22 protein-coding genes are annotated in these 20,084 nt (G+C 61.4%); 7 read left to right on the top strand and 15 right to left on the bottom strand.

Translation table 11 applies throughout. The features are described from left to right. Together HUU46_22080 and HUU46_22075 are read right to left on the bottom strand one after the other, a co-directional pair. On the bottom strand, nt 1-668 hold a 668-nt coding region (locus HUU46_22080; protein ID NUM56336.1), incomplete at its 3' end, for a hypothetical protein. Between the two features lie 142 nt (nt 669-810). Then, nucleotides 811-1,479 carry a response regulator transcription factor gene (locus tag HUU46_22075; GenBank protein ID NUM56335.1) on the bottom strand — a complete coding sequence of 223 codons (669 nt, stop codon included), beginning with the start codon at nt 1,477-1,479 and terminating at the stop codon, nt 811-813. Between the two features lie 205 nt (nt 1,480-1,684). Between HUU46_22075 and HUU46_22070 the strand changes: the two genes are divergently transcribed. Together HUU46_22070 and HUU46_22065 are read left to right on the top strand one after the other, a co-directional pair. Then, entirely contained in the window at nt 1,685-2,359 is a 675-nt protein-coding gene (locus HUU46_22070) for a hypothetical protein (GenBank protein ID NUM56334.1), read from the top strand. Nucleotides 2,360-2,618: 259 nt separating this feature from the next. Beyond that, nucleotides 2,619-3,041: a hypothetical protein gene (locus HUU46_22065; protein NUM56333.1), complete on the top strand. Its 423-nt coding sequence runs from the start codon at nt 2,619-2,621 to the stop codon at nt 3,039-3,041. Between the two features lie 144 nt (nt 3,042-3,185). Here HUU46_22065 and HUU46_22060 read toward each other — a convergent pair whose 3' ends face one another. The 4 genes from HUU46_22060 to HUU46_22045 all read right to left on the bottom strand — a co-directional run bounded on the left by HUU46_22060 (nt 3,186) and on the right by HUU46_22045 (nt 6,450). Then, on the bottom strand, nt 3,186-3,572 hold the full coding sequence (locus HUU46_22060; GenBank protein ID NUM56332.1) for a translation initiation factor: 387 nt from the start codon (nt 3,570-3,572) through the stop codon (nt 3,186-3,188). Further along, nucleotides 3,520-4,518, bottom strand: a complete 999-nt coding sequence (locus HUU46_22055; protein NUM56331.1) for an SGNH/GDSL hydrolase family protein — start codon at nt 4,516-4,518, stop codon at nt 3,520-3,522. The genes HUU46_22060 and HUU46_22055 overlap by 53 nt, the downstream gene beginning before the upstream one ends. Before the next feature lie 256 nt (nt 4,519-4,774). Further along, nucleotides 4,775-5,557, bottom strand: a complete 783-nt coding sequence (locus HUU46_22050; protein ID NUM56330.1) for a 4-hydroxy-tetrahydrodipicolinate reductase — start codon at nt 5,555-5,557, stop codon at nt 4,775-4,777. A gap of 8 nt (nt 5,558-5,565) precedes the next feature. Then, on the bottom strand, nt 5,566-6,450 hold the full coding sequence (locus HUU46_22045) for a 4-hydroxy-tetrahydrodipicolinate synthase (protein NUM56329.1): 885 nt from the start codon (nt 6,448-6,450) through the stop codon (nt 5,566-5,568). A gap of 194 nt (nt 6,451-6,644) precedes the next feature. Between HUU46_22045 and HUU46_22040 the strand changes: the two genes are divergently transcribed. The 4 genes from HUU46_22040 to HUU46_22025 all read left to right on the top strand — a co-directional run bounded on the left by HUU46_22040 (nt 6,645) and on the right by HUU46_22025 (nt 10,310). Beyond that, nucleotides 6,645-8,306 carry a hypothetical protein gene (locus HUU46_22040; protein NUM56328.1) on the top strand — a complete coding sequence of 554 codons (1,662 nt, stop codon included), beginning with the start codon at nt 6,645-6,647 and terminating at the stop codon, nt 8,304-8,306. Nucleotides 8,307-8,532: 226 nt separating this feature from the next. After that, nucleotides 8,533-9,726 (top strand): MFS transporter, encoded by a 1,194-nt coding sequence (locus tag HUU46_22035; GenBank protein NUM56327.1) that lies wholly within the window; start codon nt 8,533-8,535, stop codon nt 9,724-9,726. Between the two features lie 50 nt (nt 9,727-9,776). Beyond that, a complete protein-coding gene (locus HUU46_22030; GenBank protein NUM56326.1) occupies nt 9,777-10,031 on the top strand; it encodes a DUF4258 domain-containing protein in 255 nt (84 codons plus the stop codon). 9 nt (nt 10,032-10,040) lie between these two features. Further along, entirely contained in the window at nt 10,041-10,310 is a 270-nt protein-coding gene (locus HUU46_22025) for a DUF2283 domain-containing protein (protein ID NUM56325.1), read from the top strand. A 35-nt stretch (nt 10,311-10,345) separates the two neighbouring features. On the opposite strand, the gene thiH is transcribed toward HUU46_22025, so the two are convergent. From thiH to HUU46_22010, 3 genes are all read right to left on the bottom strand, one after another. Next, complete coding sequence (thiH, locus tag HUU46_22020; GenBank protein NUM56324.1) at nt 10,346-11,473, bottom strand: 2-iminoacetate synthase ThiH; 1,128 nt, start codon at nt 11,471-11,473, stop codon at nt 10,346-10,348. Between the two features lie 77 nt (nt 11,474-11,550). Continuing rightward, on the bottom strand, nt 11,551-12,534 hold the full coding sequence (locus HUU46_22015; GenBank protein ID NUM56323.1) for a COX15/CtaA family protein: 984 nt from the start codon (nt 12,532-12,534) through the stop codon (nt 11,551-11,553). 43 nt (nt 12,535-12,577) lie between these two features. Beyond that, nucleotides 12,578-13,945, bottom strand: a complete 1,368-nt coding sequence (locus HUU46_22010) for a sigma-54-dependent Fis family transcriptional regulator (GenBank protein NUM56322.1) — start codon at nt 13,943-13,945, stop codon at nt 12,578-12,580. Nucleotides 13,946-14,117: 172 nt separating this feature from the next. Here HUU46_22010 and HUU46_22005 point away from each other — a divergent pair, with 172 nt between their 5' ends. Then, entirely contained in the window at nt 14,118-15,221 is a 1,104-nt protein-coding gene (locus HUU46_22005) for a DegT/DnrJ/EryC1/StrS family aminotransferase (protein ID NUM56321.1), read from the top strand. An 8-nt stretch (nt 15,222-15,229) separates the two neighbouring features. Here the strand turns inward: HUU46_22005 and HUU46_22000 are convergent, their stop codons facing one another. The 6 genes from HUU46_22000 to HUU46_21975 all read right to left on the bottom strand — a co-directional run bounded on the left by HUU46_22000 (nt 15,230) and on the right by HUU46_21975 (nt 20,017). Beyond that, the gene (locus HUU46_22000; protein NUM56320.1) at nt 15,230-15,664 is read right to left on the bottom strand and encodes a VapC toxin family PIN domain ribonuclease; all 435 of its coding nucleotides are present in this window, start codon (nt 15,662-15,664) and stop codon (nt 15,230-15,232) included. Next, entirely contained in the window at nt 15,661-15,912 is a 252-nt protein-coding gene (locus HUU46_21995; protein ID NUM56319.1) for a DUF2191 domain-containing protein, read from the bottom strand. The genes HUU46_22000 and HUU46_21995 overlap by 4 nt, the downstream gene beginning before the upstream one ends. Nucleotides 15,913-15,973: 61 nt before the next feature. Continuing rightward, nucleotides 15,974-17,182, bottom strand: coding sequence for a glycosyltransferase family 4 protein (locus HUU46_21990; protein NUM56318.1), 1,209 nt, complete (start codon nt 17,180-17,182; stop codon nt 15,974-15,976). 11 nt (nt 17,183-17,193) lie between these two features. Next, a complete protein-coding gene (locus HUU46_21985; protein ID NUM56317.1) occupies nt 17,194-18,504 on the bottom strand; it encodes a nucleotide sugar dehydrogenase in 1,311 nt (436 codons plus the stop codon). 10 nt (nt 18,505-18,514) lie between these two features. Continuing rightward, on the bottom strand, nt 18,515-18,997 hold the full coding sequence (locus HUU46_21980) for an N-acetyltransferase (protein ID NUM56316.1): 483 nt from the start codon (nt 18,995-18,997) through the stop codon (nt 18,515-18,517). Between the two features lie 9 nt (nt 18,998-19,006). Beyond that, the gene (locus tag HUU46_21975; GenBank protein ID NUM56315.1) at nt 19,007-20,017 is read right to left on the bottom strand and encodes a Gfo/Idh/MocA family oxidoreductase; all 1,011 of its coding nucleotides are present in this window, start codon (nt 20,015-20,017) and stop codon (nt 19,007-19,009) included. Nucleotides 20,018-20,084: the final 67 nt, after the last annotated feature.

Raw genomic sequence — 20,084 nt, 5'->3', positions numbered from 1 at the left:
CCCGGCGGCGGGCCTTGCCCCAAGTGGGGGCCTGGACCCGTCGGGGGGCCTTGCCCAAACTGGGAGCCCTGACCTGGCGGGAAACCTTGACCCGTGTGCGGGCCCGGACCGGGCGGCAGGCCTTGCCCCAGTGGGGCGGGCTGACCCGGCGGAGGACTCGGTCCGGGCGGACCTTGGGCGCGACGGTCGCGCGGTATGCCGGGCGGATCGAGAGGCGGACGAAACTCGTCGCCCGGACCGTCGAAGCCCCGCTGCAGTCCGCGTGGCCGCGGCGGCAACATGAAGTCGTTCTGCGGCGGCAAGGGGTACTCCGGGACCGCGTCGGTGAACGCGGAATCCGGAATGGACCTGAGTGGACGCAGATTCACCGGCCAGTCCGACGAACGATGAAGCAGTTTGCCGTCTGAGTCCACGACAAGCAGTACGGCGCGTCCCGCTTCCGCGCCGAACACGCTTTGAAGCGATCGATCCACCTGCACCCAATGCGCCGCGTCGTGCGGATACATGAGATGCCGTTGCGCGATGTCGAATAACGTGTCATCCAGCCGTCCAAGATTGGACCGCTGCACCATGAACCACGCCCACGCCGAAAACGCCGCCAAGACTAGCCCCGACATGCAGACAGACAACAGCGCAATGCGTACGCGAAACGATTTTAGCGCAATCATATCTCGCGCCCGCCACGACGGACCGTGCCGGGACGCAAACACGGTACGCCTGCCGGTCCAGCCCATACTTGATGCCGACCGTTCTCCGCTTCCATTCCAAGACCCGATATCCGAAATCCAAAACGCTTCACGGCTGGTTCGCCTATATTTTCTTAAACCGGTACCCGACGCCGCGTATCGTCTCGATCAGCGAATCGGCCGCCGCGCCGAGTTTCTTGCGAAGGCGCTGAATGTGAACATCAACGAGGTTGGTGTTCGGATCGAAGTCGTAGCCCCAGACGTGTTCGAGGATTTGCGTGCGCGAAAACACGCGGCCCGGCGACCGCATCAGGTATTCGAGCAATGCGAACTCGCGCGCCGTCAGCCGTACGTCCGCTCCGTTGTTCTTCACCTCGCGCGTGACCAGGTTGACGACGAAGCTACCGGCTTGCAGTACAGTCAGCGATTGGCCCGTCGAGCGTCGGCCCAGCGCGTGCAACCGCGCGATCAGTTCTTCCACGTAGAACGGTTTGGTGAGATAGTCGTCCGCACCAAGGTTGAGGCCCTCGACGCGTTCGTCCAGCGCCGTGCGCGCGGTCAACAGGATGACCGGCACGGAGTTCTTTTTCTCGCGAAGCTGGCGCAGCACGCTCAATCCGTCGCGTCCCGGCAGCATAATATCGAGCACAATCGCGTCGTAGGACTGCGAGGTCGCGCGAAAAAGTCCGTCGTCGCCCGTCTCACACGAATCGACCGAAAAACCCGCCTCCTCCAATCCCTTTGTCACGAACTGGAGTATGCGTTTTTCGTCTTCTACAACCAACACTCTCATACAAATCCGAGTATAGCACCGGCGCCCGGCGGCCAAAGATTACAGTTTGTTCATGAAAATCTGCCTTGTGTGTTCATGTTCGCGTGGCACAGTTCCCGTGTCAGCCAACAGGCACAACCGATGAAGGAGGGCATAAGCCATGAAACGAGCGATAGAAACGACGAAGCGGATCGCGGTGTTCGCGGCCGTCATCGCGGCCAGCGTGATGACGTTCGCCGGGACGGCGTCCGCGCAGGACAATCCGCCACCCCCGCCGGCGGACACGAACGTGGCGCCACCCCCGCCGCCAGCCGGCGGCGAACTGCCGCCACCGCCCCAGGGTGGGCAACTTCCGCCGCGCTTTGACGGCGGTCAGGGAAACTTCCCGCCACCTCCGGGTGGCCCCGGTCAAGGACCGGGACGCGGACGTGGCATGCGCGGGCCCGGTGGCCAGGATGGTGAATTTATGCCGCCCCTGGGAGGTCCGGGTGGACAAGGCGGGTTCCATCGTGGCCCTCACGGCGGGCCCGGTATGGGTGGCCCAGGGTTCCCGCCCCCGCCGCCACGGTTTGAGGACGTAGACACCGACGGCGACGGCAAAATTACTCGTGAAGAGTGGGACGCAAAAATGAAGCCGCCCCACATGGGTCGAGGTCCACAGGACGGTCCGGATCACGGTTTTGGCCCTGGCGGTCCGCAAGGTGGCCCCGGCTTTGGTCCCGGTGGACCCCAAGGTGGGCCAGGTTTTGGCCCCGGCGGTCCGCAAGGTGGCCCGGGCTTCGGCCCGAGGGGTGATCGCGGTCCAGACTTCGGTCCGGGCAAGGGTGACGGCCATGGTCCGCGCCGAGATGGCACCGGCCCGCGTCATGACGTGCCGCCCCCTCCCCAAGCTGTCGAGTAGCCGCTAACAGGGCACGAAAGCCCGCGCGCCGCGCCCAGGACTCCCATCGCGTCCTGGCGCGGCGCGCGGTTTTTCTAGTTTCCTATATATGGCGCTGTACGTATGTCTTGTTTCGCGCTGCGTAACGAACCGCGCTCGCCGCGGTAATTCCGTCGCAAGGTGCAGCGGATCTCAGCGGGTTCCCACGGCGATATCCGTTGCGTTCGCAGTGTCCGTAGTGTCATGTAACAACCAGTGGGAAACTTGGGAGGTAGGTACGATGGGTAAGAGTGTCGCACGGTGGATGGCGCGCGGGTTGGCGGCGATAGTCGCCGGGATGTTCGTGATTATGCTGACGCATTCGGCGGCAAACGCCGGAAGCGGCGGCGATCGCATTCGCTACCGGTTTACGTTGCACCCGCCCGCGAAAATCGACGCGCCGAAGGGCAAAGCCAAGTACGAAGAGCGCACGAGCGGACGCAAGAAGCTGAATGTCGAAGTCGAACACATCGACGACGCGACGACCACGATTGAAGTATTCGTCGACAACCAGAGCGTCGGCACGGCGCCGCTCTCCGCGTGCCAGACCGAAATCGAACTCGACACCGAGGACGGCGACACGGTACCCACGATGACGCAAGCGTCGCTGATCGAGGTTTTCGACGCGGATACGGATACGAAGTTGTTGACCAGCGCGCCGTAAGGACCGGCTGCGCTGCAATTGCTGGTGCGCGTGCACCGCTTCTGTCTTTGTGCTCGTGCTCCTGTCGCGAGTCGTCATCGTACTCGCGCTCGATTCTCGATACGATCGAGTACGATGACGAGCGGGAGCACGAGCACGATCGGACTAGACGAGGTACTCGCGCAGGATTACCTCGATCCGGCTGCGGTGATCACCCTGAATCTCGACCGCGCCATCGCGTACGACGCCGCCCGCGCCGCACTTCTTCTTCAACAGCGTCAATAGCGCGTCCGCGTCCCCCTGCACGTTACCAATCAAGGTTGCCACTTTTCCGCCTGGGCGCTTCTCGAGTGACAGCGGCATCCCGCCCTTTCGTGTGCGCTGAATGTGAAACGGCACGTTTGCTTTCGGGCGCACAATTTCCGCAACCTGCTTATCGGGGCGCGGCGCCGGCGCATCCGGCAACGCGCCCTTCAATCCCGCCAGCGCGGCAAACGGATTATTTGCGAGCGACTCGCCATCGCCGGATTTGTCCACTCGAGAGTTGTTCATCGAACTGCTTTCGCACTACCTTCTCGATTTCGTTCAAGAATAATCTTCGCAACGCATCGTACCCGCGATCGTTCGGATCCTCAAGATTGGTGAAATACCAGTAGTGAGGGTCGTCCTTCCGATAATGCGGGCGCCACCATTGCACACAATGTACGCCGTGCCCCAGAAATGCCGCGCGAATATCTACAAGGTGAACATTGTCTCGCGCTTCTGCGGCGTCTGCAATGACGCCGTTGTATGCATCGTGTATGCGGAGCATGTCGGGCCACGGCGGCAATCCCGCCGCGGCGGGGTTACCGACGCCATCGGAGGGATCGTAAATGTTCGCGAGAAAGATGTGACAACCGCCCGGGAACGCGGACGTGATTCGGTCCAACATTTCATTCAGGCGGGTGCGGTAGTTTTCGATCCACGGCTGCGCCTGCGCGAAATCCGCACCATACATCGCACCTTCTTTCGGCGAGCCGCGTCCGTACCAATGAATGAGATCGTTGCCGCCACTCGTCATGACGACGATTCCGAGTTCAGCTTCCGGAAAGGGTTTCAGTTCGCCAACCTGTTCGTTCCGATGTTGAATCGAATCCGACCCGGAAACGGAGATATTCATCGGCTTGAGATTCGGGAGGACGCTGCGAAGACAGACACCGCGCATTTCCGGGTATTCGTCCTCGGGGTTGGCGAAGAGCATTTCAAAATACGAGTGACCGGGGGACGCGCCAAAGCCCGCCGTCACACTGTCGCCAATGCCCAAAAGCACAACGTTCCCGGTTGTCCATGGATGTTCGAACGGCTCCCGCGCCACGCTTGGGCCGGCGGCGCCATCGCCAACCGGGGGCGGCAGCCAAAAGCGAAAAGTCGCGAAGTAGCGGATGTACGCCAATGTGCCAGCGATGAGCAGAATACCCGCCAAAACAAGGATGTAAAGACGCTGTTTGCCGGATCGGATAATCGTCATTTCAAATTCCATCGAAGATAGTTTCGACAGAAGAATGGCGCAACAATAAACGGGCGACCACTCGTAGCGAGAGCCGCGGCCACACGAGCGGTCCCAGCGCGACTAGAGCAATTCAAGTTTGAGCACACCGTCTGTTTCGTGCTCGTGCTCGTGAGTCGTCATCGTACTCACACTCGATCCTCGATAAGATCGAGTACGATGGCGACTCACGAGCACGAGCACGCGGTGCAGCCGACCTTGAAACGCTCTAGCGCAGGCCGAGGACGTCCTGCATGTCGTAAATTCCGGGTTTGGCGTGCAGCGCGAATTTTGCGGCGCGCAGGGCGCCGCGCGCGAAATTGTCGCGATTGTGCGCCTTGTGCGTGAGTTCGATCCGTTCGCCCTGCCCCACGAAGCTGACGGTGTGTTCGCCGACGACGTCGCCGCCGCGCAGGGAGTGCACGCCGATTTCCCGCGTCGGGCGCGCGCCGACCATGCCGGTGCGGCCGTGTGCGGTGTCTTCCGCGTAGTTGAGGCCGAGCGCTTCGGCGGCGCGTTCCGCAAGGTGGACGGCGGTGCCGCTGGGGCTGTCCTTCTTTTGGTTGTGATGGATTTCCGTAATCTCGATGTTGTAGTCGAGGCCGAGGATTGATGCGACTTCACTGGTGAGTTTGAACAGCAGATTCACGCCGACACTCATATTCGGCGCGTAAACGATTGCGATCTTATTCGCGTATGACTTCAGTTCCGCTTTTTGCGCGTCGTTCAGGCCCGTCGTTCCAACGACGGCCGGGCGCAGATGGTTCGCCGCGGCGCGCACATTGCCCACGCATGCCTCCGCCAACGTGAAATCTATGAGCACGTCGGACTTGGCAATCTCGGTACCCGCATCGCCGCCGACGGTGATGATACGCGGCTTGTGCATGTCCGCACCGACGACCAACTCCATGCCGGCCATCGCCGGCGTGTCGAACGCGCCGCCAACCTCGATGCCCTCGGCCAGCGCAATATCGAGGATGCGCCGTCCCATGCGCCCGCAGGCGCCCGCCATGCAGATTTTCACTGCGCGGCGACCTGTAACGAAGGCAACTGTGCGAGCACCCGGTCGAGTTTCGCGAACGGCTCTTCGCGCATCGGCGTGAGCGGCAGGCGCAGCACATTCTCGATGAGTCCCATACGCGCGAGGGCCGCCTTCACGGGAATCGGGTTGGTCTCGAGGAAGAGGGCCTTGAACAGCGGCAGCAATTCGAAGTGCAGCCGCTGCGCCTCGGCCAAGTTGCCCTTGTCGAACTCCGCGCACATCTGCGCAATCGGCCCGGGTGCGACGTTTGCCGCCACGGACACGACGCCCGTCGCGCCCACGGCCATCATCGGCAGCGTGAGCGAGTCATCGCCGGACAACACGGTGATGTCGCACAGGCTCTTGATCGCGGACACTTGGTCCACGCTGCCCGCCGCTTCCTTGATCGCGACGATGTTCGAAACCTTCGCCATTTCCGCAACAGTTTCCGGCAGGATGTTCGTGCCCGTGCGGCTCGGCACGTTGTAGAGCATGATCGGGATGCCGGTTTCTTCCGCAATGAGTTTGTAGTGAGCGATCTGGCCCGCGGGCGTCGGCTTGTTGTAATACGGCGTGATGAGCAGCGCGCCGTCCGCGCCCACTTCCTTCGCGTAGCGTGTCAGCGACAGCGCCTCCTTCGTGTTGTTCGAGCCCGTGCCCGCGATGACCGGCACCCGGCCTGCCACCTTCTCGATGCAGAACTTGATGATCTGCTCCTGCTCGGCGTGCGCGAGCGTCGCCGCCTCGCCCGTGCACCCGCACGGCACAATGCCGTCGGTGCCCTGATCGAGCTGAAATTCGATCAGCCGCGCGTAGGCGTCGAAATCGATGTCGTAATTCGGCTTGAACGGTGTCGCAAGCGCGACAATGGAGCCGCGAAACATGGTGAATTCTCCACGAAACTTGGGTGTCCCCGGACAATTGAAACAGCACATGCAGGTCCGCCAACTACCGGGGTTTGCTTAGTGTAGTGCATTCTTGTATCCATTGCCAACGCACAGTTGCGGACATTCACTCTTGTCGTCGCCGAGATGTTATGCTCGGCCAACACGTCCACTCCCGGAGAGGAGGAAGCGGTATGCGCCGCCATCGCTTTATTCCGCCCGCAATATGCCTACTATTGACTTTTCCCTGCGTGCTATGCGCGCAGGACTTCGCCGTCTGCCGGCGCAATGCCGCGCAAGCACAGGGGGCGCTTCAGCGTTCGAACCGCGTGCTGCACGCGTACCTGAAGCGAATCGACCCCGTCACCGGACTGCTCCCACGGCGCGGCGGGGACAACACGTGGTATGTCCGCGATTCGGCGGCGGACCTGTACCCGTTCCTAATCATGGCCGCGTACTACACCGATCGCGCGGCGTACGAGAACGAAATGCAGGCCATCCTGCGCAACGAGCTGCTCCATTCGACACGCGTCGGCCGCCTGTCGGACAACGTCCTGCCGGGCGGGCAGGGGTTCGAGGCGAAGGGCGTGAACCTCGACAACATCATGTTCGGGTCCTGCGAGTACATTAAGGATGGGCTCCTGCCCCTGACCGAACTCCTGGGCCATCACGGCTGGTACGCGCGAATGATCGGAATGGCGGATGATGTCATCGCGAACGCGCCGTACGAAACGCCGCACGGCCGTGTGCCGTCGCTGAGCGCCGAGATCAACGGCGAATTCCTGCAGGCACTCTCGCGGCTGGCGTTTGAAACGCACGACCCGCGTTACGTCGGCCAAGGGCTCGCGATCACGCGCTTCTATTTCGAGGAAGTAATCCCCAAATCGAACGGGCTTCCCGCGCACTTGTGGGACCTCCAGACCGGTCAGCCCGCGTCGGACCGGTTTGTGCTCAGCGACCATGGCAACGAGATAGTCGCGGGACTGTCGGAGTTCGTGACGTATTTGAAAGAGACCAAACACACGGACTACGAGAAATACTCGGCTGCGCTCGCTGCGTTGGTAAATGTCCTGCTTGACGTGGGACTGAACGACGACGGCGTGTGGGTGTCGGCGCTGTCCGTGCGGGATCGGTCGGTGCTCGATGCGCGGCACGCCCACTGCTGGGGCTACCTCTTCAACGGCGTCTACACGGCGTATCTCATCACCGGCGAGCAACGCTTCCTCGACGCGACGAAACGTACCATGAAAGCCGTCGCCGATAAGCCGACGTATCTCGACGATCCCGACGGCAGCGGGCGCAAGTACGGTTCGAACGCCTATTCCGATGCGATTGAAAGCGCGATTGTGTTTTTGAATCGCATGCCGGACGACGCGCAGTTCGCCGTGCTCGATACCTGCGTGGCGCGGTTTCTCGCGCGCCAGCGCGAGGACGGCATCATCGAGGACTGGTACGGCGACGGGAACTACGTGCGCACGGCGCTCATGTACGCGCTGATGAAGTCGCAGGGGACATGGATCGAGCCGTGGCGCGCGGATGTGAGGTTGGGCGCAGTCCGCACCGGCGACGCCATGTTTGTGGCGATCGATTCGGACAGCCCATGGGAAGGAAAACTTCGCTTCGACATCCGGCGCCACAAGGCCTATTTCAATCTTCCCGTGAACTATACGCGTCTCAACGAATGGCCCGAGTGGTTCACGGTCGAGCTGGACCGTCTGTATACCGTGCAACGCGGCGCGGAAACGTTTATACGCAGTGGCGCGGAACTCGCGCAAGGCCTGCCCGTCAGCGTTTCCGCCGGGCAGCCCGCTGAAATTCACATCGCGGCATTGCCTGGACCTCCCTATGGCAAATAAGAAGTGCGCCTTTTGTGCGGCGGCGGGAGGGGTCACGTAATGTGGCGAGTATCCTGCTCGAATGCCGTGGACGTCGAGAAGATCGATTACGATTACGAGCACGATTACGAGCACGAGCACGAGAAAGCCGTGCACAGACAAAGCGGCGTCTACCCGCCGCAGCACTCCATATAGTTCTGTTCCGTATTGATGCGCTATGCGCAAGCACGACGAAATCCGCGAAACCATGAACCGAGTCCTCGAATTCTTTGTTCTCAAGCCGAGCATGATCGGCCTCCTTGCCATGGTCATTCTCGTGGCGATGGGCGAGAAGATGGGGGAGCGGTTCCTGCCGCTTTATCTCATGGCGCTCGGAGGCGGCAACCTCGCGCTCGGCCTGCTCAATTACCTCGACAACCAACTCAGCGCGATCTACTCGTTTTTCGGCGGCTACATCGGCGAACGCCTCGGCATGAAGCGCGCCCTGCGCCTCTTCAACATTATGGCGATGGCCGGGTACGCGCTGATCATCGCGGTGCCGTCATGGCCCACGGCGATAATCGGCGCGATGCTCTTCATCTCCTGGACCGCTATCTCGCTGCCCGCCACGATGGACCTTGTTTCGGGGATCGCGCCGAAGAACAAACGGGCCATGGGCGTCTCGATGCACTCGCTCATCAAGCGCGTTCCCATGGCGCTCGGCCCGCTGCTCGGCGGCTACTGTATCGACGCGTGGGGCCGCGACACGGGCATGCGCATTGCCTTCGCCGTCGCGCTGGTCATGACCATTGTGGCGTTGGTGTTGCAGGAGCGCCTTGTTCAAGAGCCGCCAGTGGCGAAGCGCAATCACGCGGAACTGAACCCGTTCAGACTCTTGCCGCTGATGAGCAGCGACCTGCGCAACCTGCTCGTGTCGGACATTCTCGTTCGGTTCTGCGAACAGATACCGTCGGTGTTTGTCGTCGTGTGGTGCTGCGATCTCATCGCAGACAAGGTCAGCGCGGCGGAGTTCGGCTGGTTGACGACCATCGAAATGACCACCGCCGTGCTCTGTTACATCCCCGTTGCGTACTGGGCGGACCGGCTCGGCAAGAAACCCTTCGTGGTGATGACGTTTGTCTTCTTCACGCTGTTCCCCGTAACGCTGCTTTACAGCCAGTCCTTCTGGCCGCTCGTCGGCGCGTTCATCATCCGCGGACTCAAGGAGTTCGGCGAGCCGACCCGCAAGGCCCTCATCATGGACCACGCTCCCGAAGACCGAAAGGCCGCCGTCTTCGGCCTCTACTACCTGTTGCGCGATGTGATCGTTGCTTTCGCCGCCGGTGCCGGCGCGATCCTCTGGAACTACTCGCCGGTGCTGAACTTGTGGACGGCGTTCGCATTCGGGTTGGCGGGGACAATTTGGTTTACCCTACGGGGGAGAGACGTTATTCGTAGATAACGCTTCAGTGTTAGACTATTTCTCTTGACGCCGCGGGGAAGAGTCTACGTATGAAACACTTGCCGGAGTGGTGGGAGTGGGAACTCGAAATCACCCCGCATGCGCTTAAGCGAATGGACGACCGAGAGTTTACTGAGCTGGAATTGCGCGCGATGCTCGAACACGCGCTGCGATTACGACGGGGCGAAACGGAAGGTCGATGGATAATTGAAACCAGGCACCGCAGGCACTTATGGGAAGTAGTCGTTGAGCCCGACATGGACGCTCGATTGCTTGTAGTCGTGACGGCTTATCCAGTTTGGTAGAATTAGAGCATGAGCAATTCGTATCTTGAAGTGACGTTTCGACGCGGGCGTGCGATAGCCGCATACCTGTACCTACCCCGCCGGGCGAATGATCGAAGTTTCCGCACGGAAAAGGCGGGACACGGACTTGTCATCGATTACAACCGAAGCGGCAAGCCGATAGGTATCGAGATCACCTCTCCAACGACTACCAGCGTAATTGCGCTAAACAAAGTCCTGCGCGGTCTCGGTATGCCTCCCGTAAAACGGTCCGACCTTTCACCCCTTAGCGCCGCCTAACGCTGTTGCCACCGCATCGATTATCGGTCCAAGACTCACGAGCCAGAATCGAACGCGTGATCGTAATCCTTCCATACCGGCTCATATCCCGCGCGCCTGATTGCCGCGGCCACCTCCCGCACGGAACGGTGGTCTTCGATCTCGAATTGTTCGAGCGTTTCCTCGCCGTAAAGGCTGTATCCGCCGGGACGAGTAGAGGATCCCGCGCTCATCATCGTGACGCCGAGCGGAATGAGTCTGTCGCGGAACGCCGCGGTCTCGCGCGTCGATAGATTGAATCCCGCCTCGGGAAGGAACAGCCGCAGCGCGAGCATCAATTGCACGAGTTGCCTGTCGGTCACAAGTTCAGGGATGTGGAACCGGTCGGGCACGTGCAGCAACCGCGGGAACGAGACCGACACCGCGCTTTGCCAGCACGTTTTCTGCACGTGGCGAGCGTGCAGCGCGGTCCAGAACCCGTCCACGCGCCAGTCCGTCAGGCCGAGCAACGCGCCTATGCTCAACCGCCGTACGCCGGCGCCGCCCGCGCGCTCGATTGCGTCGAGCCGGTAATCGTAATCGACTTTCTCGCCGATCAGATGCACGTCCGCGTACGTCGATCGATCATACGTTTCCATGTAGATCGTCACACCATCCAACCCGCGCCGGACGTAGTCTTCATAATCCGATTGATCGAGCGTGTATACCTCGACGGCGACCGACGCAAAGTGCTCGTGCGCGATGCTCACCGCCTCGCCGATGTACGACGGCGGCGCTGCGCGCCGCGCCTCGCCGGTAAGCAACAGCACGCTCTGAAAGCCCTGGGCGGCGAGTGCCTCGCATTCGAGGTGGATTTCCTCGTGCGTCAGGGTGCGCCGTTTTTCCTTGTTGCCGGAGCGCACGGCGTACCCGCAGTAGGTGCAGTCCGCGCCGCACACATTGGAAATGTACAGAGGCACATACATGCCGATCGTGCGTCCGAAGTGCCAGCGCGTCAGCCGCTGCGCCTCGCGCGCGATCCGCTCGAGTCGTGCCGTCGCGTGCGGCGACAATAACGCGCACAGGTCTTCCGGCGTCCGTTCGTCGCGCACAATCGCGCGCTCGACGTCTTCCGGCGTCATGACGTCGATGCAGGCCTTCACGCGTTCCGCCGGCCACATTTCCAACTCGCCTCGAAAACTCACGCACTCACCTCAAATCTATCGCCACGTTGTAGCGCCCGGCTTCCATGTCGGGCGCGTCCCTTCGTGACCACGCGCTACTACGCTGGCACGGCCATACGTTCGCGCCGCGCCATGCGGTATCCAATTAGAATGTAAAATTGCGCGCCAAACAGCAACGCGCTGAGCACCAGATGTAACGGCTGCATCGCGGCGGGCATTCCCGCATAGTAGAGCGTCGCGCCAACCACGATTTCGGCGAGAATCAGGCCGAGCAGCGCATAGGCACTTTTCCGCAGCGGGCTGCGCGGCGCTGTCGCGCGCCGTATTGCCGCCACCAACGCCACGTTTGCCAGTAAGACCACAATCGAAAACGACCGGTGCACCAAAAACGCCTTGCCGAATTGGCTCGCCCACTGCGCGCGGTTTGTGTCGCCCATCGCGCTGCCGATTTCATCGACTTGTTCGCGCACCTGCGTTCCTAGAACCAGTTGCACGAGCGAGAGCAGCAACACCAGCGCGATCAGCCACGGAATGCCGCGCGTGGTTCGCAGGGTTTCGACATTTCCGGTGTGCCGGTTCGATCGCGCAACGGCGTAGATCAGCGCGCCCACCGTGAGCAACGCCGCAAGCATGTGCAGTGTGATAATGAACGGCACCAGGTTGCTCGCAACGACCACCGAACCGAGCCAGCCGTTGAACCCAACGAGAACGAACGCAGCGAAACTCGCCGCAACCACGCCACGATCCACGGCCCAATACGAGAACGACACAATCAACGTCGCAAAAATGAGCAGTCCAATACTCGCGCCGATCAGCCGGTTCACGTACTCCGTCCACGTCTTGAACGCGTTGAATTCCGTGTCGGCGTAGCCGCGCTCGGCGTAAATCTCCTGGTAGTTCGCCGGCAACTGCGACACGTCCGTCGGCGGTATCCAGCGCCCAAAACATTTCGGCCAGTCCGGACATCCCATCCCCGCGCCCGATGCGCGGACCACGCCGCCCACAAAGATCAAAAAGTACACGGCGGCGATGGTGATGATACCCATCACGCGGAAGGATCGTTGCGAGAAAGTTGTTGCCATACGTCCGTCGCAGAATTCGCTTTCCAATCTACATTAGAAGCTCTTAGCGAATGTCGTACTCCTTCAATTTCCGATACAAGGTGCGCAGGCCGATTCCCAACGTGGTCGCACACCGTTCCTTGTTAAATCCGCACACCTTCATTGTCTCCTCTATCACAATGCGTTCCACGTCCGCCATCGTCGCGCCGGTGGGGATGCGCATCTCGCGGACCTCCGGAGCGGTCGTGCGGCGGATGTGCTCGGGAATGTCCTGCACATCGAGGAGGCGTCCCGGCCGCGACATGATGACGATACCCTCGATGATATTTTTTAACTCGCGCACGTTGCCGGGCCAGTCGTAGCGCATCAGGACATCCGTTGCGTTGCGCGTGATGCCCTCGAGTTCCTTGCCGTTGGCGCGGCACGCCTCGCGGAAGAAGAAGTCCACGAGCGGCGGAATGTCTTCGCGTCTTTGCCGCAGCGACGGCACGTCGATCGTCACAACGTGAAGCCGGTAATACAAGTCGTCGCGGAAATTGCCTTCCGCGACCATTTTCTCCAGCGGACGGTTCGTCGCCGCGATGAGACGCACATCGACGTTAATGGTGCGTGAATCGCCCAGCCGCTCGAACTGTTGGCTTTCGAGCACGCGTAACAGCTTCGCCTGCAACGCCGGCGACAGCTCGCCGACCTCGTCCAGGAACAGCGTGCCCTTATCCGCCAATTCGAACCGACCCTTGCGCGTCTGCACGGCGCCCGTGAACGCCCCCGCGACATGGCCGAACAACTCGCTTTCGACCAGCGCCTCCGGGATGCTCGCGCAATTCAGCTTTACGAACGGCGCGTCGCGACGCGGACTGTTCGTGTGAATTGCCTGCGCGACAAGGTCCTTGCCCGTGCCCGTTTCGCCCTGAATCAAGACCGTCGCGCGCGTCGGCGCAATCTGGCGCACCGCCTCGTACACCTTGATCATGCCGCGCGACTTGCCGACGAGGCTGCCCAGCCCGTACTTCTCGTCCAACCGCCGCCGAAGCTCGTGCTGTTCGAGCACAAGCCGCTGCCGACCGAGGCCCAACTGGATCACCGCTTCGAGCTTGCCGAGGTTCAGCGGTTTTGTCTGAAAATCCAGCGCCCCCTGCCGCATCGCCTCGGTCGCGTGCTCGATGTCCGGTTCCCGCGTGATCAGGATGACGCACACCTCCGGGTTACGGTCCTTGGCCACGGCCATCAGGCGCATGCCGTTGATGCGGTGCGCGTTAAGTTCGGTAATCAAGACGTCGAATGGCCGATCATCGAGCAGGTTGTACGCCTTTTCGCCGTCGTCCACCTGCTCGACCGCATAGCCCTTCTCGGCGAGAAACGGCACGACTTCGCGCACGATGGACACGTCCTGGTCCACCAGCAATACCGCCGCCGCGCCTTCACTTGCCATACGTACACGCTCCTGACCCGACCGATCAGTTTAACAAACGCAGACCGTGGAAATGAATGCGTGAACCGCCGCAACTTTGCGGGCCATCGCGAACGTATGCTAGCCTTACCTGTTTTTTGCGTGCGCAGGGCTGCGCGAATCGGGTTAGTACCGGGAAGTAGAGGGGTGGTGCGTGAAAGTCAATTTCGTCGATCTCGTTGCCCAATATCAGTCCATCCGTGACGAGATTCACGCCGAGTTGGAAAAGGTACTCAGCACCGGCGCGTTCGTGTTGGGCCCCGCCGTGCAGGAGTTCGAGCAGGCGTTTGCAAAGTTCTGCGGCGCGGACCATTGCGTCGGGGTGAACTCGGGCACCGACGCGCTGAATCTCGCGGTTCGCGTACTCGGCATCGGGCCCGGAGACGAGGTGATTACCGTCGCGAACACGTTCATCGCCACGGTCAACGCCATCGCGCTTGCCGGCGCCACGCCGGTGTTGGTCGATATCGATACGAGCGATTACCTCATCGATACGTCGCTCATCGAGGAAGCGATCACACCGCGCACAAAGGCGATCATGCCCGTACATCTATACGGTCAGCCGGCGAACATGGGCGCGATCATGGCGATCGCGCGAAAGCACAACCTGCACGTGATCGAGGACGCCTGTCAGGCGCACGGCGCGTTGTATAACGGCAAGCCTGTCGGCACCTTTGGCGTGATGGGCTGTTTTAGTTTCTATCCCGGTAAAAACCTCGGCTCGTACGGTGAGGGCGGCGCGATTGTCACGAACGATGCGGCGCTCGCCGAGCAGTTGCGCGTGTACCGCAACGTCGGCCAGTCCGCGAAGTACGTGCACCCCGTCGTCGGGTTCAACACGCGGCTGCACAGCATCCAGGCCGCGGTGTTGAACGTGAAGCTAAAGTACCTGCCCGATTGGAACGCGAAGCGCCGCCAATGGGCCGCCATGTACACCGAGCATCTCGCCGAAACGACCCTGGTGTTGCCAAAAACCAACGGGGACGTCGAGCATGTGTGGCACCTCTACGTCGTGCAACACGACCGCCGCGACCAACTCATGAAGGCCCTGCAGGAGCAGCAAATCTACTGCGGCATTCACTATCCCGTGCCCATCGCGGACCAGGCGGCCTACAAGGGAATACACACGGTCACCGAGGGCGCACCGGTCACCGCGCGCGTCGCGAAACGCATCTTGTCTCTGCCCATGCACCCCGACCTCACCGAAGAACAAATAGAAAAAGTGGTCAAAGCCGTTTTCGCGTTCGACGCGGCGTAGTCAAACGCTTATTGCGGGGCGATTGGGTTCGACCAACGCAGGCCCGGAAAGCGCGCGAAGTCGCCGTCGGTTGAACACAGCATAAGACCGTGTTCGACCGCGAGCGCGGCGAGGTGAGCATCCGCAACGACGTCGCCGCGTACCCCGGAGGCAAACAAGAGCCGTTCGAGGAATTGCGAGTGCCGCTCCGTTGCCTGCGGTATCCAGGCAACATCGCAATCGAGCCATGCTCTCACCTGGTCCCAAGCCTCGGCCACAGTACTTGGACGATCGAATATCCGCGGGTTCGTGACGATTCGTACGAAACCCACGAGGGACTGCCAGGGAAGTGCGACCTTGGTCGAGCCCATTAACTGGTTGTCCAGCCAAACGCGCGCACGCTCATGCTCGGAAAAAGTATTCGCATGGGCGTAGACCAAAAGGTTTACGTCCACCAATATCACCGGTGCCACTCTCCTTCGGCGATAGCGAGCACTTCACCAATATTGTCCAGGCTGGCGAATCGGCAACGGCCGAGGTCGACCGACTTCGTTGGTGGACCTTTTGGATTTTTTGGGGGTGGACTGGACAACTGCCTTAGTCCCATCCGCAACGCCTCATTGACCACTTCCTTAAGACTTGCGTCGCGAGACCGGCGCAGGCGCTCCAGCTCGATGGCCACGTCGTCATCCAGGGTGAGCGTTGTTCTCATGCATCAAAGCGTATGCGATTGATGCCTTGATGTCAAGGCGGCCTCCGCCCCGGACCGGCTACTACTTGATTGTGAGCCGGCGCACCCGATCAACATAACGCTCCCGTTCCGTCGCGAGGTTGTGGGTTTCGAAGAATTGCCGTGCCGCGCGCGCGGTTTCCAGGCGTTGTTCGGGGTTACGGTAGAAGTACTCGATCGCGTCCGCGATCGCTTCCGGCGATTCCGGCGGCACAAAGCGGACCATCCCCTCCTCGAAATAGTGGCGAATGGTGGGCGTCGCGACGGTGACGCACGGGATGCCCATTCGCACGTATTCGAGCAGCTTCACGGGCAGCATTACCTTCGTGGCGATTGTGTCGCGCGAGGGAATTACGCCGACGTGCGCACCCCTCAACAGCCCGGCGAGCCTTTCGGTCGGCACGAACCCTTCGCTGAACGCGACTATGTCTCCCACACCCAGTTCGTCCGCGAGCCGCACCAACTCGGCGCGCTGCTCGCCATTGCCTGTGATCTCGAAGCGCACGCCGGGTATACGCTCGCGCAACAGCGGCATCGCGCGTATGGCGAGATCAACGCCGAGCCGCGAGGTCAGCGTGCCGTGATACACGATTCGGAACGGCCCGTCGATCGGAGCAGGCGAATCCGGCAGCGGCCATTTGGGAAATCGCTCGAGCGACGGCAGGTTCAGCAGCACCGCGGATTTCGAGTCGCTCAGTCCGTTTTCGCGAAGCCGCTCGCACTGCGTGTGCGTCGCCGCGAAGCAGAAGCTCGCGAACTTCATACTGATCCACTCTTCGAAGTACAGCGAGCGGATGGCCCAATGCGCCGGGTCGACGCCGAACTTGTGCTGGTATATCTCCGGCATGTTGTCGTGCAAATCGAGCACAACGGGCACACCGATTACGCGCAGTGGCAATGCGCCGAAAACGAGGAAGTTCGGCATGTTGTTGACGTGCACGAACGCGTACCGGCCAGATGAGAAATGGTTGCGCAAGAGAATCCAGCCGCTCGCGAACATGAATGCCGCGTACGAAAGAAGTATCTGGAGCTTGCCCTGGCGGTCGTACTGTCGCGCACTCGGATGGAAGAACCGGACGTGATCCTGGTCATTTGGCTGCGAAGATTTCGTCGGATCGACGAGGCTGATTACGTCGACGTCGTAGCCCGCGTCGACGAGATGCGCGACATGCCGCTTCACCCGCTCGTCCGTGCCGTAAAACGTGTACGCGACCATTCCCGCGCGGGGCCGTTTTGCCGCGGGTCCGTTCATCGGAATCCGCGTTAGGTCGCGTTGGGCGGCGACAATACCGCGTCGCGGCCAATGCCGAGATAAAGAATGCCTGCGCGGGACGCCGCGTCCGCGCTCCAAAAGTTGCGGCCGTCGATCGCCGCCTCGATTCCTTGCGCGCGCCACTGCGCGAAGTCGGGACTTTTGAACGCAGAATGCGCCGTGTTGAGCACAATCGCCTCGATGCGGTCACGCCCGATTCGCGCGGGCACGAAACCGGCCGCGCGCAGTTCGTCGTCCGTATAGTACGGGTCTTCGATCGTGACCACCGCGCCCTTCGCCGCAAGGGCGTCGCGCAGCGGATACGCCGTGCTGTACGTGTCCACCTTCACGTCCGGGCGAAAGCCGAGGCCGAGGATATGCACTGCGCGGCCCTTCACCGGTTTCCACTGCCGTTCGAGCCGTGCGACGCTGCGCGCGGGCTGTTCGTCGTTAATCGCGCGCGCGGCGGTCGAGAGGCGTTGCGGCACACCGCGCCGCATGGCGTCGTTGATCATGAAGTACGGATACACCGGCGTGCAGTGGCCGCCTACTCCGATCCCCGGCAACAGCAACTTCGATTCGCCGTCGGTATTGGCGGCCTCGCGCACAAGGCTGAAATCGACGCCCGCGATTTCACTCAACGCGGCCAGTTCGTTCGCCAACGCAATGTTCACGTCGCGGTACAGCATGCCAGCGAGTTTGGCGAGTTCTGCCGCTTCGAGCGAAACCACGTCGATCACCGGAGCACCGAGATACGTGCCGTACAACTCGGCCGCTTTGCGCGTCGACGCCTCGTTAAATCCGCCCACAATCTTCGGCGTTTCCTGCAGGCGCGCGAGCACCAGGTTCGCTTTGACGCGCTCCGGGCTGAAGCTCACGAAGAAATCCGCTCCCGCCTTGAGACCGCTTTCCTGCTCGAGTACCGGCACAAGCTGCGACCGCGTACCGCCCACGGCGACGGTCGTCTCGAACGAGACGAGTGTTCCCGGCTTTAGCCCGCGCCCGATATCGCGCGACGCGGATTGTAGCACGCTATAGTCGATGTCCTTTTCGTCGTTCAACCACGCGGGAACGATCACGACCACGGCGTTCGCATCGCGCACGGCCCCGGTCGTGTTCGTGCTCGCCGCAAGGCGTTTCGCGGCTACGTTGCGCGCAATATACGCATCCAGTTCGGGCTCCTCGTATGGAGATTCGCCGCGGTTGACGGCATCGACGACCCGGGCGCTGATATCGCAGACGACTACGCTCGCGCCCCTGTCCGCGAAAAGCGACGCAAGGGGTAGCCCCATGCGCCCTCCGCCAACGACTGCGATACGCATGACCTCGACGCTACTCGCTGCCCAGCGTGCGGAAATACCGCGCGGGATTGCCCGCCCAAAGCTGCTTGGGCGGCACGGACTTCGTCACCACGCTGCCGGCGCCGATCAGCGCCCCTTCGCCGATGGTCACGCCGCAGAGGATCGTCGTGCCCGAACCGATGGACGCGCCCCTGCCGATACGCGTCGGAATGACGTTCCAGTCTTTCTCGGTCTGCAGCGTTCCGTCCGAATTCACCGCGCGCGGAAACGCGTCGTTGATGAACGTAACGCTGTGCCCGATAAATACACCGTCTTCGATCGTAACGCCTTCGCAGATGAAGGTGTGGCTCGAAATCTTGCAGTCCGCGCCAATGCTCGCGCCTTTCTGAATCTCGACAAATGCGCCCACCTTCGTGCGATCGCCGATCGAGCACCCGTACGCATTGATAAAGCACGCCAGTTTCACTTCCTTGCCGAGCGCGACGTCCGGCGCGATGCGAAGATAGTTTTCCATGGTGATTCGTCAGCTCTTCAGTTCGACCAGTTTGCCCTGATTGCGAAGCGACTCGTCCGTGGCTTCGAGCATCGCGATGATGCGCGCGCCCGCCGCACCGTCGTTGAACGGCTTTTCCTTGTTCGCAATGCTTTTGACCATGTACTCGACCTCGAGCGAAAGCGCCTCCGTGTTCGGCACGACGGGCGAATGCATGGCGCCGATTCGCGGCGTCGCGAGGATGCGGTACAGGCCTTCCTTCGTCTCGACTTCCATGCCCTTGTCGTAAATCTTGATGCGCTCCTCGGGATTCAGATCGTCCCATACCAACATGCGCCGCGATCCGCCGATGACCGTTCTGCGCAATTTTACCGGCGACAGCCAGTTCAGGTGAAAGTGCGCGATGAGGTTGTTGTCGTAAAACACCGTCACGTACGCTACATCTTCCAGCCCGGTCGAGAAATGCCCGCTGCCATTGGCCGTCACTGCCCGCGCGGACGGCCCGAGCAAATAGTCCATAATCGAAAAATCGTGCGGCGCGAGGTCCCAAATTACATTGATGTCGTGCTGGAACAGGCCGAGGTTAATGCGCACCGAATCGAAATAATAGAGGTCTCCAAGTTCCCCGGCGTCCACCAATTCTTTCATCTTCATGACCGCGCCGGTGAACAAGAATGTGTGGTCCACCATCAGGGTGAGGCCCTTGGACTCCGCGAGCGCGATGAGTTCCTTGGCCTGCGCGTGGGTCGATGTCATGGGTTTTTCGACCCAGACGTGCTTGCCACAACCGAGCGCAGTCTTTGCCAGGTCAAAGTGGGTGAAAACCGGGGTTGCGACGACAACCACATCGATGTCGTCTGCAGTCGTCACCCGGGCGGCGTCGTCGACAACGTCAACGTTGGGGAAGGTGCGCCGCGCGAGGTCCCTCCGCTTCTCCGTCATGTCCGCGATGCGAACTAACTGGCAGTCGCGGTTGGAGTTAAAGTTGCGCGCCAGATTCGGGCCCCAGTACCCATACCCGATCAAACCAACCCGAAGCATGCAAAGCCCCTTCCCAAGATGCATCCGTTGCCCAGACGGAAAGGGCGTAGAATACCTGCCGTAAACA

The organism is Candidatus Hydrogenedentota bacterium, from assembly GCA_013359265.1.
Classification (GTDB): domain Bacteria; phylum Hydrogenedentota; class Hydrogenedentia; order Hydrogenedentales; family SLHB01; genus JABWCD01.
Note: the sequence above shows the minus strand (reverse complement) of the source record. Positions and strands in the feature narration are given on the sequence as shown.